The sequence below is a fragment of the Haloferax chudinovii genome, from assembly GCF_042663345.1.
Lineage (GTDB): Archaea > Halobacteriota > Halobacteria > Halobacteriales > Haloferacaceae > Haloferax > Haloferax chudinovii.
In genome coordinates this window covers 102,320-117,691 of the sequence record NZ_JBHTAB010000008.1, presented here as the reverse complement: position 1 = coordinate 117,691, position 15,372 = coordinate 102,320, and the positions used below count along the sequence as shown (strand labels likewise).

11 protein-coding genes are annotated in these 15,372 nt (G+C 55.6%); 1 reads left to right on the top strand and 10 read right to left on the bottom strand.

Annotated features, from left to right (window positions below; all coding sequences use genetic code 11):
* Positions 1-263: 263 nt before the first annotated feature.
* From ACFQI8_RS19525 to ACFQI8_RS14405, 3 genes are all read right to left on the bottom strand, one after another.
* Positions 264-599 carry a DUF8158 family protein gene (locus tag ACFQI8_RS19525; RefSeq protein WP_465261721.1) on the bottom strand — a complete coding sequence of 112 codons (336 nt, stop codon included), beginning with the start codon at positions 597-599 and terminating at the stop codon, positions 264-266.
* A gap of 4 nt (positions 600-603) precedes the next feature.
* The gene (locus ACFQI8_RS14410; RefSeq protein ID WP_465261720.1) at positions 604-963 is read right to left on the bottom strand and encodes a DUF8105 family protein; all 360 of its coding nucleotides are present in this window, start codon (positions 961-963) and stop codon (positions 604-606) included.
* 138 nt (positions 964-1,101) lie between these two features.
* The gene (locus tag ACFQI8_RS14405; protein WP_390245947.1) at positions 1,102-1,353 is read right to left on the bottom strand and encodes a hypothetical protein; all 252 of its coding nucleotides are present in this window, start codon (positions 1,351-1,353) and stop codon (positions 1,102-1,104) included.
* A gap of 1,434 nt (positions 1,354-2,787) precedes the next feature.
* Here ACFQI8_RS14405 and ACFQI8_RS14400 point away from each other — a divergent pair.
* Complete coding sequence (locus ACFQI8_RS14400; protein ID WP_390245945.1) at positions 2,788-3,339, top strand: hypothetical protein; 552 nt, start codon at positions 2,788-2,790, stop codon at positions 3,337-3,339.
* Between the two features lie 181 nt (positions 3,340-3,520).
* On the opposite strand, the gene ACFQI8_RS19520 is transcribed toward ACFQI8_RS14400, so the two are convergent.
* The 7 genes from ACFQI8_RS19520 to ACFQI8_RS14370 all read right to left on the bottom strand — a co-directional run bounded on the left by ACFQI8_RS19520 (position 3,521) and on the right by ACFQI8_RS14370 (position 15,357).
* A complete protein-coding gene (locus tag ACFQI8_RS19520; protein WP_465261719.1) occupies positions 3,521-3,955 on the bottom strand; it encodes a DUF8030 family protein in 435 nt (144 codons plus the stop codon).
* A gap of 73 nt (positions 3,956-4,028) precedes the next feature.
* Positions 4,029-5,285: a phage NrS-1 polymerase family protein gene (locus ACFQI8_RS14395; RefSeq protein WP_390245943.1), complete on the bottom strand. Its 1,257-nt coding sequence runs from the start codon at positions 5,283-5,285 to the stop codon at positions 4,029-4,031.
* A gap of 334 nt (positions 5,286-5,619) precedes the next feature.
* A complete protein-coding gene (locus tag ACFQI8_RS14390) occupies positions 5,620-9,594 on the bottom strand; it encodes a conjugal transfer protein (RefSeq protein WP_390245941.1) in 3,975 nt (1,324 codons plus the stop codon).
* Between the two features lie 69 nt (positions 9,595-9,663).
* Entirely contained in the window at positions 9,664-10,716 is a 1,053-nt protein-coding gene (locus ACFQI8_RS14385) for a hypothetical protein (protein WP_390245939.1), read from the bottom strand.
* A gap of 2 nt (positions 10,717-10,718) precedes the next feature.
* Positions 10,719-12,617: a VirB4 family type IV secretion system protein gene (locus ACFQI8_RS14380; protein ID WP_390245938.1), complete on the bottom strand. Its 1,899-nt coding sequence runs from the start codon at positions 12,615-12,617 to the stop codon at positions 10,719-10,721.
* 2 nt (positions 12,618-12,619) lie between these two features.
* Positions 12,620-13,669: a hypothetical protein gene (locus tag ACFQI8_RS14375; RefSeq protein WP_390245936.1), complete on the bottom strand. Its 1,050-nt coding sequence runs from the start codon at positions 13,667-13,669 to the stop codon at positions 12,620-12,622.
* Positions 13,666-15,357 (bottom strand): hypothetical protein, encoded by a 1,692-nt coding sequence (locus ACFQI8_RS14370; protein WP_390245934.1) that lies wholly within the window; start codon positions 15,355-15,357, stop codon positions 13,666-13,668. Before ACFQI8_RS14370 ends, ACFQI8_RS14375 begins: the two co-directional genes overlap by 4 nt.
* Positions 15,358-15,372 lie beyond the last annotated feature (15 nt).

Here is a 15,372-nt window from a genome sequence, read left to right as displayed (position 1 = left end):
GACGTCCCGCGCCACCCGACGCGGGGTACTTCACCTGCTCGCATACGGGCTACTCGCCGGGGGAGAATACTGGCTCCGGGGACGAAATGTCGCCATACCTGTCCCACGGACTTGACTAACGGTGGTGAGTCCGTACGAGATACTTTATCACAATCTGTGACGAGGACGACATCCAATCGTGAGACAAATCGGGCAGACTACCACGCCAGGGGCTCGTGAAACAACGTTGCCGTGGCGGTAGAGGACACTGACACCGTCGTCAATCACACGGGGCTGTCCGTTGTGGCATTCAACTCCCCAAGAATCCACCGTGCGGTCGTGCCGATTCGGACGCCGTCAATCGAACGCATATCGAGGTCTGCTGCTGCAGTTCGGAACGAGACATCACCGGCAAGGATGAACTGGACGGCCTCTCGAACAGCCGCCTCACCGTAGCGGTCAACAACGTCAGCCATTGCGACGTCGAAATGTGCATCTTGGTGGTTAGATCGTGGATTGTCCGCCCGAGACACGAGTCGCTCGCAGACCTCGTCAATCGACGCGTGATCGGGTTTCTGCGTACAGTCACGAACGTTGTATCGGGCATCGGTGTCGGACATACTTCTAGGGCTTCTCGGTGTGTTCGTCAGTTGTCCCTGCTGTGTCAGCCTCCAGTTGCCGCTGGCGGCGAAGATCCGCGAGTGCATCACTGAGCGTTTCGAGACTGTCGATTGCTTCGAGTTCAGCTGTGATCTCGTCTACGAGTGCAGCCCGCTTGATGGTGTGAGCATCTCCAGTGGTCGTTTCGATTGAATCGATACGAACGACGCGTGTTTCCTGCCAGCCACACTCCCAACAATTCCGGGATAGTTCGAGTTGTTCCTCGGCGTCCGCAGCAAGTAGCGCCTTGGCCACGGATATTGAGGGCGGCCAATTGGGGCCGACCTCCATCGTGACGGGTCCATCACACGCAGGACACTTCATGTGATACCAGACACCTGCGATCGTTTTAATTGAGTGGTGACGGTGGGCTCTCCTGTTCAATCGTGGGAGAGCGTCGGGAGTGGGTGACAAGGGGTTCACCGAAACCGACGGTGGAACTCACATTAGCACCTGCAAGAATCACGCGCTCAGTCCCCAGCGGACGTCATCTTCAACGGCCTGTAATTCGCGCTCCGCACGCTTGACGCGGTCTCGACCAACGAGATCGATGGCCGTCTCTCGGTCGATTTCGTCATTCACGTATCGTGAGAGGACAAGGTCTACCCAGAGGTCCTGGACACCACGTTCCAACGCTTGTTTGAGGATCTCCGGCTCGGGGATCCCACGAGCTTCGGCGATTTCTTGCACCCGTTCAGTGAGATCCGTGGTCATGAATAGTCGATCACGCTGTGGCGCCTTAACCGTCCGTGCGTGCAGTCACACTTCGGAAATGTACCTGCCCACGGAGAAGCATGACTCTGGCGTGGCATCCCTTCTTCAACCTATTCGTCTGCTGCAATGAGTACTGCCTCGTCGTCAGTGTAATCGGCATGTACTGTTCGTCAATGAAAGCACGGGGTTGTACTCTGTTGAAATCACCAATCACTGATAGTTTGTTGGGACCGTGCTGAATAGAGAGCGCAAGTCGGTCAGCGATACCTCCCGAACGCCGTCACGGTGATACCGATTCCAATGAGAAAAACCGAAGGGAGAATTACGTTGGCACCCCCCTGTGTTGTCGCAGTTGAACCAGCAACAAGCCCCAATCCGATGAGTAGAACACCACCAGATTCTGTCCGATTCATATCTATTGATCTGCCTTTTCCAGACATAGCAAATTCATCCCTTAATTACCCAGGCTTTTTGTTGGGCTACCGTTCTGAACTTCCACTTTCGCCTTCATCTGCGCTCTCGTATCCCTCACGTATCCAACGGAGGAGATACCTTCCGAAGAAAGCAAAGAAGCCTAATAAGAACAAGATTGGCCAGAGCAATTCGAGAAAATCTGTCATACGCTACCCCTGTATTTCAGTCGCCATGAAATTTTTGACATTTACATATGGCTGTGCTGAATACAGCGCGCAAGTCGGCCACGTGACCCCTCGGCTATGGTGCTACATGCAACGAATATCTTCCTCTCACCAGATTACTTGCGCCCAATTTGGTGACGGAGTAACACTCCACCCACGTACCCGATACAGCCGAATAAACACCCCCACGAGGCGATGAGGAAATCGAGGTCGTGAAAGAAACCCAGTCGCTCTGAGACGGTGAACCCTCGGTATAGGAAGAACACTTCTACAAACCCTGTGGTGAAGAACACGAAGCAGGAACTGGCAAGACCCAAGACGAATCCTCGACGGACGTACGCGATTGCACTGGACGATACTATTGCGATGAGTGTCGCAACGAGCGGTGGGCTTGGGCCTCCCCACGGGGCGAACGAAGCAGAGCCGAAAACGCCTGTTAGATAACCGATTGCGACGACAAATGAGACGGCGAAAATCCCGACTATTGATGTCCTCAAATCCGCCTCGTTACTCCCAAAGAGAACTTCGGCCCAGTGTATTCCAAGCCTCAATTTCGCAACCTGTAATTGTAGGTTTTCTGTCTATGACTCGGCGTACCGAATGCCCACCGAGTGGGTGTTTCTTCGTTGATTGTCTGCTGAACTCACCCTCTGTATGTGTCACACACCTTCTGACAGCGTTCGGTGAGGTCTTTGCACTCGTGCTGAATACAGCGCGCGTATGTGGCACTCATGCCAACTTGTATTCCAATCTCAATCAGAATAAATTAATAAGAAATGGCATCTAACTGTGGTTCATGGTCTCCCGCAGAACTGTACTAAAATGGTGTATATTGGGGCTCAGCATGTCCTTTTCTGGATGCACTGAACAAAATGAGCCTGATACAACCTCTTCAGACACTGGGTCAGAAATTCCACCGAGCCCTTCTATGCCGAGTTGCGAATCTTCAAATTCTACTGGTGGACGACAAACCAAACCTCCCAGCAATAATTCAGCCACGCAGACAACCCAGACAATTTCATCTGACTCTGATGGAACTGGAACGCCTTACGGGACAAACACGGAAACCATTCTCGAAATTCGAAATTTCGATTCGGAACCCCACACTGTCTGGATTACAGTAGATGAGGGGGATGAACGTACATTTGAATCATGGGTTGCGCTATGTCCCGGCGAAGATAAGATTCTACTCTATCCAGAAGCCACAGAGCCCCTCACAATCTACGTAAAGGTTGCAAATGACGAAGAGTTCAGAGCCACGTGGGAAGTGAGCGGTAAAGGCGAGATTGGAGGCATTCTAATCGAGAACGATGGCGAAGTTCGGTTCCTCCCGTATTTCGAGGAATAAGTTCTGTATTCAAAACTCTCTAAGTGGTTCTCTTTGACCAATCCCTGCTGACCGATACATCCTCTGTCTGTGTCACGCGGTTCGTGTCACTGTCTGTGAAATTCAACTGAAGACAGTGATATGGTCGTCTTAACCAACAATTCCGAGATGTTGTCGCATCTGTTGGTTAAGGATGCCGAGTTTAGAGTTGTCGCACCGACTTCACACAGAACACGTCACTCGCCTCAACAGGAACGCTGTGACTACGGTCGGTCGCAAGCGGATCAGTCTGCGAAAGTCGGTCGATTAACTCGTTGCGTACGGATTCCCGGCTGACTGTCGTCTCATGCCACCCGAGGCGTTCGTCGTAGTGTCGCTTGCAGAACGTCTCTGCAACGTCATCAGCTGCGATGAACTGCGTCCGTTTTGTTCCCCACACGTTCGATGAGACGTACTCTGCACCGACGTCCTCGTGAGTAAGTTCGACGAGGACACACTCGACGAACGCGACAATCGAAGTGCGGTGGCGGTCGTTTGGGACAGTCAGTTCGAGGTTTGACCACGGAGAGTTGGATTGATTCGAACTACTCAGGGGTCTATCGTTGCTACGTGCGTGTTGCTGTTGCTCAGAATGCATACGTTATCACCAGGGCACACAAGTTGCCCCGTCACCCCTGACGGGGCTACAAAACGGAGACAGCTATCAGATACTACTCGGAGTTCCCGCTGAACAAGCGTCTCGTTCGGCCGAGTAGCGACGTCTTGTCTGATTTGTCTTCGGTGCCACCGGTTCGTTGTCCTTGTCCACGATCGTCCTCGTCGCTCTGGCCCGAAGGGTCGGCAACGAGGTCCTCAAGCTGGCTTTCGAGTTCTGCGATACGCTCGTCTTTCTGTTTAATCGTCGCCTCAAGCTCGCTCACACGGGTAGACAACAACTGGTTCTTCTCGACGAGATAGGCGTTGCGACGACCAGGTCCGTCAGTATCCACGTCGGTGGTCTCAGGCCCCGTTTCTAGCTTCGACTGCGTCGATTCTTCTCTTGGACTGGGATCGTAGTACTCCGATGTCGCCTCAACAGCCCGCTCGGTGGTCTTCTCGCCGTACGTCGACCCGTTGGCGTAGTGTACCTCGTCCCATTTCGCTCGGAGGAGCCCCGATTGTCGGAATAACGTGTCCATCTGTGTCGTGTCTCCACCGGTCCAAAAGGCCAGCAAACAACACAGCGCCATGTCTGCTTCAGAGTTGCTGTCGTAGCCGCCAGTGTTCCCGTTCCACAGGCGTTCGAACTTCGGGCCGTTCGAGGCGTTTTTCGCTTTCTTCAGTAACTCGTCGTCTTCGAGGTCGATTGTGGGTGTGGTTTTCGCGTCGTCCCTGACGCTCGTATGTTCGTCACGTTCGGGGTTTTCTTCCTCGGAGTGTAGTTGGACGTATTCACGATGGATCGCTTCGAGCGCGTCCTGTCGGCGTTTGACGTGTCCGGACGTGTCGTCGACGCGGTCGCCGGTGACAGTGAAGAATCGTGCTGTGTCGTACAATTCGATATGTCCACGTCGGTTCCGGCCTTCGGGGAGGTCTCCTTTGATGAGCACGTGATAGCCCGTTCCCGAGGGTGAGATTTCCGTGTAGGAATCGAGTCGGTCGATGATGTCCTGTGCGTCCTCGTCGACGTCGCCCGTCTCTGGGTCTCGGCAATCGTCCAGGTCTACACCGACGATTGGGTCGTCCTCGGTGAACACAAAGCCGATTCCATCTGCTCTCTCATTGGTCACGAAGTGGAGAGCTGTTTCGAAGTCTGACCATGTGGCTGGGTCCGTCGACGATGCAAACGAACCCTCGCCAGGGGCAACTGGAATCTTCGTTTTCTTCCCGCCTCGTTTCTCGCTTCGCCAGCACACCCACTGGTCTCGTTCGACGAGTTCTGGTGGGAGGTTCTCCTGTGTCACGAATGTGGTAGTTTCTTTCGTCATTGGTTCAGTTCCTTGGTGGCCGCGCCCCTTTTGGCGCCAGAAAAAATCCCCCCGCTGTTCGCTTCGCTCACTTGCACCGGCATACCCCCCATCTATACTAGTTGCTTTTTGCCGTAACAGAATCTCCAAATGAGCAATAGAGGTGCTGAGATGCGGGCGTACGCCATGTACGGCATTTTCTTGAATAGGGGCCAGTGTTACGGCATTCTTGGCTTTGCCGTAACGCCACGCTGTCTTGCGTTTTTGCGGATTCTCGCGAATCGCAACTGCCAGTTGGCGTAACGCCATCTCGAAATGCGATAGCGTGGCGTTTGAAGGCGTACACTCCCCGATTTCAGAATTCATCGTCGACACTCCGATTTGCGAGTGAAATACCCTTGTAGCACCGAATCGCCTCCCCGTCATGGCGCTCAGTTGCCCGTTCAAATGCTATCTGATTACTGAGACGTCGACTGAACCAACTCGGTGAATCGGGAGAGATTTCATGTTGCTTGGCCCACGTCTCATACGTCGAGTAGACGTCTGCAGCTGGGACCGAACTGCCCTCCTCTTCGACTAACCAATTGGAAACAAACTGCTGAACAACAGCATCGGAATCATCTTTCCAGTCTGCATTCTGAATCTCTTCAGACGCTACATCTGACTGCTCGGTACTCGCAAGGAGCGTCTCGAGTGGCTTCGTTGAACCCTCATCATAGACGACCGGCTCATCATTCTCACGGAGAATGACGACTGCGTAGCTGTCCGTGTCGTATGTCGGGTTCAGTAACTCCTCTGCTGGGATGAACGGTTTATTTATTTTCACCCACTCTGCCTCAAACGCGTCCTTTGACTCATAGGCGTGAATCTCCCCACGCTCATAGACGAGATACTCTTCAACTGGACGATCGTAGCTGTAGGTTGCTGGCACGCGATCTTTCGTCACTTCGTCCCACGTAGAGACACGGAGATGCTCTGTCCCAGTTCCATCTTGGAGGGCAATCTGGTCTCTCTCTTTTACCCATACAGAGCGCTTCGAGTCGTCACTCCCGTTCACTGGGCGAACAGCGGTTACGCCACCAAGTTCGGTTGCTCCCCCGTTGAACGTGAGCGGGACATCGTGGGTGTAGAATCGGGTCTCCCCGTTTGCGAGCTCACGAATCGGAGACGAGAGGACCCGGTCGAGTCGCTCGGCCCAGTAGGTCTCTGTCTCACCCGGTCGAACCACAAAGAGCGGAACTGCGTTCTCCTCTTGGGCCTTCTGGAGGTTCGTGAGTACCTTCGCTGGGTTCTTCGGGGTTGTCGTCTCGACCTCAATTGCGAGCGGAGCTTCGAGGTCTGGATGGGTGGCTCTCGCGTCCGGTTTCTCACTGCCGTCTTGGGTGAGAATCGAGACGGTGAATCCCAGCGGTGACAACGCCTGTTCGATTTCGAGGAGTGCATCGTCGTGGTCCTGTCCACCAGCAGACCGCACATCGCCCGTATTGGGTGCGGCTACGGATTCACCCGCCTCTGTAAGTCGTACGATGAGCTCGTCAGCGTCGATATCGACCGTGGTGTCGAGCAAGCGCGACCGCTTGCGAATCTCGGTGAGCTCCTCGTAGGCAGGTGGCTCTGCCTCGACTCGCTCGTACAACTCTCGGAATGTCTCGTCGACCGTCTCGACACTCACCCATTCGTTATCGTCACGGACGCCATGGCGGAGTTGCACACTTCGGACGGTCTTCGCGATAGCGACGTCTAAGTCATCGGTGTGGACATCAAGGAGTTCACCAAGCTCGTCCGGCGTCCTCGCCGTTGGATCGGGTGTGTCTCGGGGAACGCCGAACTCTTGCTGCGTCCGCTCGTGCACCCGAGAGAGCGCATCTTGTAATCGCTGTTCTTCGGTGCCTGTGAGTGGTGAGTCACTTTCGGGATGCCCCGCTGGAATCGGGAGTGGTTCGATATTGAACGGATACGGACCCGTCTTGCCGAACGTCGGGCTCGGCAGCTGGGCAATCCACTCACCACGTGGGAGCGACCCAATCCGATTGGCGAATTCTTCGGGGGATAACTCCTCGAAGGCCATCGCATTCGCCAACTCGCGATCGACCTTGATCTTCCCGACGAGCAAGGTCCCGATGTTGTTGAGCAAGTTGAGATAGAGGCGTCGGCCACCCTCGGCTTGCATCTGTTCGGGGAACTGCATCGCCAGCCCAACCGAGAGACGGAAGCTGCGGCCTTTCTCGAGGAGATTGTTGAGGACCGGAGAGGCGGCCACAGAGGCTGCCTCGTCGATCATGAGGTTGACGACGTAGTCGTCGGGGCGTTGGGTCAGGTCGTCCTCGTTGGTCCGCAGTGCGTCTTCTAACATCGTAAGGATGAGTCCGGTCAGGATTTTCGCCGACTCGTCGCTTAGCCCCCCAAGGTCGAACAGAATGACCTGGTTACTATCGAGGATGTCTCTGAAATCAAATTGCTGAGCGGTGTTATCAAAAATTCGCCGAAGGTTGGGGTTCAGCGTGACGTACCCGAGGCGATTGGTCAGCCCATCAAGGACGTTCGAGAATGTGGTCTGATCCATCGAGACCCTCCGACGGAGTTCACGCCGAGCGGCAACGTCGGTCGTCTTTGGGAGGGCGTCCTCGTTCGGGTGTGGTGGGCCGGCCGCTCTGAGTTGGTCCGAGACATGTTCGAGTTGTTCGTGGCCGAAGTAGTCTGTGTGTTCTCGGTATGTGCCATTCTCACGGCCGTATTCCTCGTCGAACAGTGCAGTGATGAGTGACTGGATGAGGATTGGAGTGGTAGTTGCGCTCCGAACAACGTCTTTCCCCACGACGAGTTCGAGGATTTGCTGGTACTGGTCGGCCTTGCGCTTGACCGCGTCTATCCGTCGTACGCCACGCGAGAGCGCCGGTCGGAGGTCGAAAAACGAAAATCCAGGCAAGATTTCGGGAACTGGGAAATACAGCACGTTCTCCTCGAGATCGTCCATCCCGAAGCGCCGTCCATGGGCTCGCATGTAGTTTGCTGCCAACCCGTCGCCCTTGTGGTCGAGGACGATAACTGGACCATCGGTGTTAGAATACGCCGAAAGGATGTCGTTGAGCAGGGCTTTTGATTTCCCGCCACCAGTGGTTGCGGCTCGAAGATAGTGTGTGACCAGCGAAGAAGGCGGAATACACACCGGGGTGTCTTCGGGTGTGCCGTTTTCGTCGACGGGGTACCCAATCGTCATCCCCTCGCGCAACCTCGCCATGTGGTCGTGGTGTGGCAAAGGCAGCGAACTCTGACTCTCCTGTTCAGAGCGCGTTCGTCGTGCGCCTTCGACGCTCAGCTCGTTACCAGACGGGATGGTGATGAACTGCGCGAGTTCGTGGCCATTACAAATGAAATGTGGTGTGGTTTGTCCTCGACTCGTCTCAAGATCTCGATTGAGCAGTCGGTCGAACGTGTTGCGTGCGTGTTTCCGTTTCGTGCTTTCACGACGGCCATTATCTCGAAGGCGTTCACGCTCCACCTCGTAGAACTCCCCACCAATCGAGTCGAAAACCGTTTTCAGGTCATCGAGTTGGGCATCAACCACCGATTCATCTGTGTCGGTCGGCGGAACGGCGACTGCACGGAGATTGACGGTGAACGTTCGACGTGGGTTCTTGTCACCGAGTTCTTCGAGCCGCTGGGTTGTGGCATCGCTCAGGTGCTGTTGTTTCTCAGCCAACGTTCGCGTGTCGGTAAAGACGGTGCTGACGGCTTTGTCTATCCAGGTATCCGTCTGGTTCTGGAGGTTGAGCTTCCGATTCTCGGCTTTGGGTGACCAATCAGGCTTGCGCTGAAAGAGAACCTGGAAGGCGATTGGGGCTTCGACGTCTGCGAGTTCGTCGACGAGGGAAACGAGTGGGAGTGGGAGGGTATCGTCTACGAGCGGTGACTGGGAATCGTTCCGAGTGAGCAGCATCATCCAGTCATCCTTCCGCACGCTCGACCCCTGCCACCGCACGCCTCGTGGCGAAAGGTCATCACGAGTCAGCTCATCCGAGACGAGTTTCGACTCAACGTCGAAAGACTCCCGCGAGAGATCGAACGATGACGGGTAGATCCGTGTAAGCCGTTCTTCGAGTGTGTCGAGATGAATGTCGGCACCGTAGTAGAACTCAACTGGCTCATCAGTCCCCTCACTCAAAACGAGGAACTCAAACGTCGGTAGCGGACTCGAATGCAGCGGGTTTAGCCGCTGTGTAAGCGATGGCTGCTCGGCTGTGAGCTTGTGCAGACTCTCAAGAGCGGGGGGAATCCTGTTGGTCTGGAGTGTCTCAGAGGTCGGGGTGACTCGAATGTACTCACGGGTCATTCGAGGATACCTCTCTGGATGGTGTCTCCGGCGGTGTGACTGTCTGGGTGGTACGGCTGGCAGGCTGGGTTAATTGTCGTCATTGTCGCGAATACGAAAGATATCAAGCAGGCGGTCCTGTGCGGCGATACACTTGTCTCGAAACACCCGGTCGTGGGGCATTCGTGCGATGATATAGGCGGTGCTCACGGTCGGTGTGAGTGCTGCGAGGAGTGGTGTCGTGAGCGTCGGCAACGAGGCAAGGGGACCGACAGCAACGGCTGTGAGTGCAAGTACGAACCCATACCGCGTCGGGAACTCCCACAACTCACGTCGTGGTTCCCAGACCATCCGCACGAGGTCTAGTCTGAGTGCGTCTTTGATCTGGTAGGCGATGCCCAGCGACCCTACGAACCAGAGGATTTGCGCCCCGAAGCGTCGCCCAGCGGGTGCGTCGCCGACCGCGACGAGGATGAGCACAACTGCACCGTACAGGCCGATAACAGTGTAGACGGCAAGGGCGTACCACTTCGGCGGATTCCACTCGCCAGCCCAGCCCGTGGGGTCGTTGCGCTCACGCTCAGCAATGTGGGCGAAGTAGACTATTCCGAAAAGACCGGTGAACGCCCACGCGAGTGTGGATATGGACGTGTTGCGTATCCCAGTGATCGTTGTAATCGACTGGTCGAACCACTGCATACCCGTGTTTGGAGAGATGAACAGTGTACCAACGACTGCAGCAACAGGGGGAATGAATAGAAGTATCCCGACGAGAAGTAGTGCGAGAACCCCGAAGCGACGGGCGAAGAGGAAGCGTGCTGTTGGGTCAGTGAGGTAGTCTTTGAGAATGTGGGGCAGGTTTTGGGCTTTGCCGCGAAGTGACGTAGGTGGCAGTGGTTTCTCTTCTGCCCGCTTCTTTCGGACGGCTTCACGCCACCCATCGCGTTTCTCACAGCGGCGACAGAGGACTACGTGGTTCTCGGCAGTGAAGACGTTCGCCTCTAACAGAGCAATGATGAATGTGTCAAGGTCATTTCCATCAACTTCCCTTCCACAAGCTTCACAGTGGGAGCTCTCCCGGCCGAGAGCTTTCAGATATGCGCCAGCCATATCGTAATCCGGCTGAGGAGTGGCGTCTTTCATAGTTAGAACTGATTCGACGGACGTTTCGAAGACATCTCGATGAGTTGTGCCTCTTCTTCTAGCGCGGTTACTTTGACCGGGAAGGTTCCCTCGTCCTCAACCGAAACAAGTGCGTGGCTATACCCACGGTCTCGATCGCCGGGTTTTGCATTGCGAATGAACTCTGCCTCACGAGACGTCAACCCGAGCTTCGCGCGATTCTCTTCGGAGAGACCGGGAAGACGATAGAAAATCTTCATCGAACAGTTGTTCGCAATGGTCTCCGCTCGTGGGTGGACGAAGAAGTCCTTGAGTTCCTGGGTGATGAAATGGATGCTCAGATCATAGTGACGAGAGTGTCGCGTGGCACGGTCAAGCCACTGCAGACTCCCCTCGTGTTCCATGAGGTAATGCGCCTCGTCGATGGCGAGGATGACGCGCTTGTCTGTCTCCTTAGCTCGCTGGTAGACGTTGTCGAAGAGCAACTGCATCATCAACGCAATTTCACGGTCGGCCTCGCCTTGCTGGAGGTCAAGGTAGACAACCTTCTCACCGGAGATGTTGACCTCAGTCTTCCCCGCGAGGTTCGAGAATTCGCCATTGCCCATGAATGGGCGCATCGACATTCGAAGGTCGGCGGCGCGTTCTTGCCATTTCTCGACTTCCAATTTGGTTGGGTCAGCCGCGTCTGTATCGACCGAGTCAAGGAACGCTGCTGCGTCCTCTGCAATCTCGGCGAGGATCGAAATTACATCGCGAATCGTCGGACTCGCATTGCCGTGTGTGGAAGGGTCTGACGTGATTCCGTTGCGGCGGTAAGCATCTCGGACAGTGGTCCCGAGGACGGCGCGTTCTTTCTTGTCGAGGCCGTTGCCGACGTGAGCGAAGAACGTATCGAAGAAGCCCATGACACTGCTGAAACGCTGACTGAATGGGTCGATGTCGGGGACGTCACGCAGGACGTGCGCTGGTGTCTCCCTGATTTCGAGTGGGTTCAATCCTCGTGACCCACCGACCACGATATGTTCGCCATCGAGGGCATCGGAGAGACTGCGGAAGCCCTTCATTGGGTCGATCATGATGAGAATCGTGTCGGGGTCCTTTGCAAGCTGGCGCAGGTTCAGGAGCTTCGTCCCGAACGATTTCCCCGACCCAATCTTCGCTGCGGTGAGGATATTGTAGCCGTTTTGCCGGTCGAAGCGGTCCATGACAACCGGGGCGTCGGTCGTGGCGTGGTAGCCGACAAGTACACCACTTTCTTCGATAAGAGTACTCGCAGAGAAGGGGAACAACGCACCAGCAGCTTTGCCCAGCATCGGCGTCGTCTGTTGGAGCGTGTCCTTCGCAATCGGACTGTTGCTCACAAGGCCCTCGTCCTGAGTGTAATCGACGGACTTCGTGACCAGACGCTTCTTCATCAACTCCGACTGAAGACGGTTGGTCGTCTCTTTGACCTCCTTGTTCGTATCCCCACGAATAGTGAGGTAGACCGCGACCTCGAAAACCCGCTGTGAGCCATCGGTGAGTTGGGCAAGGACCTCTTTGTGCTCTTGGAGTCGGCGTTGGGTCGCCCCCAGTGATGCACCGCCACGCTGTTCTTTCTCTCGCCTCGTTGCATCGAGGTCCGTGATTGCACGCTCGAATTGCTTGATTGCCTGCTCCGACTCACGAGGACTGGCGTGAATGGAGATATCGATGTCAGCACTCGGGTGTGTCGTGAGCATATCGAGTAACCCGGGCGTTGCTGCTGCCGGGAAGTCTGCGAAGAACAGTGTCTTCGCCCAGCGGTCACCCGTCTGTGTGATGTCGGATTCGAGTTTGATGCTAGAGGGTGCAACGTTTTGGGCGTGCACTCGAATCTGGTCGTCCTCAGTATCGTTGGCTTCGAGACTGGTGAACCGTTCGATGAGGGTTTTGAGCATCTTCAGAACCTCCCCGAATCGTCGCCAGTCACAACGGGAATCGAACGAACCCGCTCATTTCGTTGGCCCTCACTCGGTCCGTAGTGGGTGCGTTCGCCACTCCAGTACTCTTCAAGTAGTGCCGAGAGTTCGTCGGCCGAAACACGTTCAGCGCCGCAGCCTTCGAGGTCACGGATACCGCTCTCGAGCGTACGGAGGCGACGTCCCAGTTCTTCTTTTTGTCGCTCGCGGATTTCCTCGTGTGTGAGCTGAGTGCTTTCGGCTCCAAACACCCGTATGAATCCGCCAATTACGGGAACATCACACAGTTTCGCCAGTGCACCACGGTCAGCAAGTTGTACTTCACGGATGCTGACGGGGATCAGGATGTGATACTCCCGGACACAGGTGCCACGGCTCTCGAACTCCGCCGGGAACCGCTCACGATAGACACGGATTATGTCTCCAAGAGCTGGGTTGTCGACGACGTCGGAATCGTCTAGCCGTTCACGATAGCCAGCAGTGATTCGATCAGGTTCAACTGGTCGGGCAGTCGAGTGAATCTGGAAATCAAAATCTAGTGCGTTCAGCACACTTCCAAATGAGTTGGCCATCGCCTCCCACTCTCTGTCAGTAGCGAGTGAGAGGTTGGCTGGACTCACGCGAAGTGCGGCGACGAGATAACCATCGGTACGCTCGACCAGATTCGAGACTGGCAGAAAGCGCTTGACTTGCGTGAGCGAATCGGTTTGTTTGGCGGGTGTTTCAGCGACTGCCGTTTTAGTGTGCTCTGCTCGTGAAAACATAATCATATCCGCCAACCATTGCTGTGGTGACTTGTGAGACGGGGTCACGAAAATGAACCCAGCGGTCAACAGGAGGATTCCAATCGTTGCGAGGAGTCCACCGATGTTCAGCCATTGGGGGGTTGCAAGCAGAATGAATCCACAGACAACCCCAGCCGGGAGGAATAGCTTCAGGTCGTTGAGACTGTAGTCGATTTCGATACCGAAGATCTCGTCACTCGTCCCGAACTCATCGAGGATTCGTCGAGGCGTATCGCGGTGACTCATTCGTTCTGCCCCCGCGTGTTGAAGACCGTTTCTCGACTCTCAGTAGTCTGTTGGGCGTACGAGTACGGGCCACCGTAACGTTGACTGGCGGCTGCCTCTCTCACGTCGTAGAACTGCTCGTCATCCGTACCTCGGAGTACAAGTGTCTCGTTCGAGAAGGCTTGTCCAATTCGTTCATAGCCTCTATTCAAGGCCCAGTCTCGTGAGACAGTCGCCCCACGCCCTGCATCTGTGAATTCACCGTGACTGTTGAAATATCCAGCCACGTACTTCTGGTCACTCGAAAGTTCGCGGGGGCTCGTGACTTCTGTCACGTCACGACGTTGTCGTACTGCGTCTCCTCTATTTGAAGAATGAGTCGACGACTCTGAAGCACCCATACTCGCCGTCACAGAACCACTCCGAGTAAGCCCACCTGAAGGGGTGCCCAGCGCACCGACTGCACTGGTTCCAGTCGAACTCGTGTTGTCGCTGGAAAACGGCGAGCCCACTATTGGATCTACACGCGGGCTAGAGGCAGCTGAACTCGCAGCACTCGTTGCTGCACTACTTGCTTTGCCGACCTTACTCGACGCACTCGCCAGAGTTGTCGCCGACACAGCACCGAGAACGCCAGCGGCCATCGACGAAAACGGACGCATCGAACGCATACCGACGAACAACATAATCGGCGATAAGAGTGCGATCACCCACAGACACAGCGTCAACAGCGCATAGACGCCGAGACCGGGGACAACTGACGCTGGGCCGGGCATGGAACTCCGAGCGGCGTTGATGATGGGATACCCAAAGCCCAACACGAGTGCTGTCGGGAACGGCAAGAACGCGACGGTGACGAAAAGATCACGCCCCATTTGGCCAACCTTCGAGACGATGCTCAGGGGGCCGAAATCGACCAATGAGAGGGCGATGAAAATGGGGAGTGCCGGGGCGAAAATGAACACCGACACCCACGAGAGGCCGAACACGAGTGCGATCAGGAGGAACAGCACACCCGACGACAACCACACGAGGATGATTCCAAGGCCTGCGGCGGCATTGTTCCCGCCAATCGATCCGAGGTCGGCTACAAGATCAGCACCATCTGGGGCAACCGCGAGGATCATGCCCTGTGAGAGATGCAAGACGACGGCGGCCCAGATCCACGAGGCGAGGATGAAGAACAGTCCAAACCAGCCCTTTTGTCGAAGTGTTTTGCTCCGGTGGGCTGCAGCCGAGCCACCTGGGAGGATCGTCGTGAGACGCAAAAGGACCATCCCAAAGCCCCACAGGGCAAGACCGATAGGTAGCCCTTTTGTGAACCACATATCGTAGGCTGTCCCCATCGGGGCGTTCGTGGGTCGGTCGACGAGTTCCATCTCACCATTTTGGAGGGGGACTGGCCGAGAGACGAGGAACTCAATCGACCACTCAGCGACGTCGCGAGCGAATTCAAGGTAGGCCTGTGCGATAGCTCGAATTGCATCAATGAAGCCGTTACAGACCTGTCCACTGACGGGGTTGATACCGCTACAGTAGTCTGCATCGTCGGCATCATCGCTGTTTTCATCACCGGACAATTGGTGGGGAGTGGTTCCGAGTTGCGCGTGACTTGTAGGGGCGTCGGCGGCGGCGAGGATAGGAACCACTCCAGCGCTCACGACGAGCGTCAATACAACCAGCACTGCGAGACGTGCGTTGTGTGTCATAGAAGAAAGACTCCG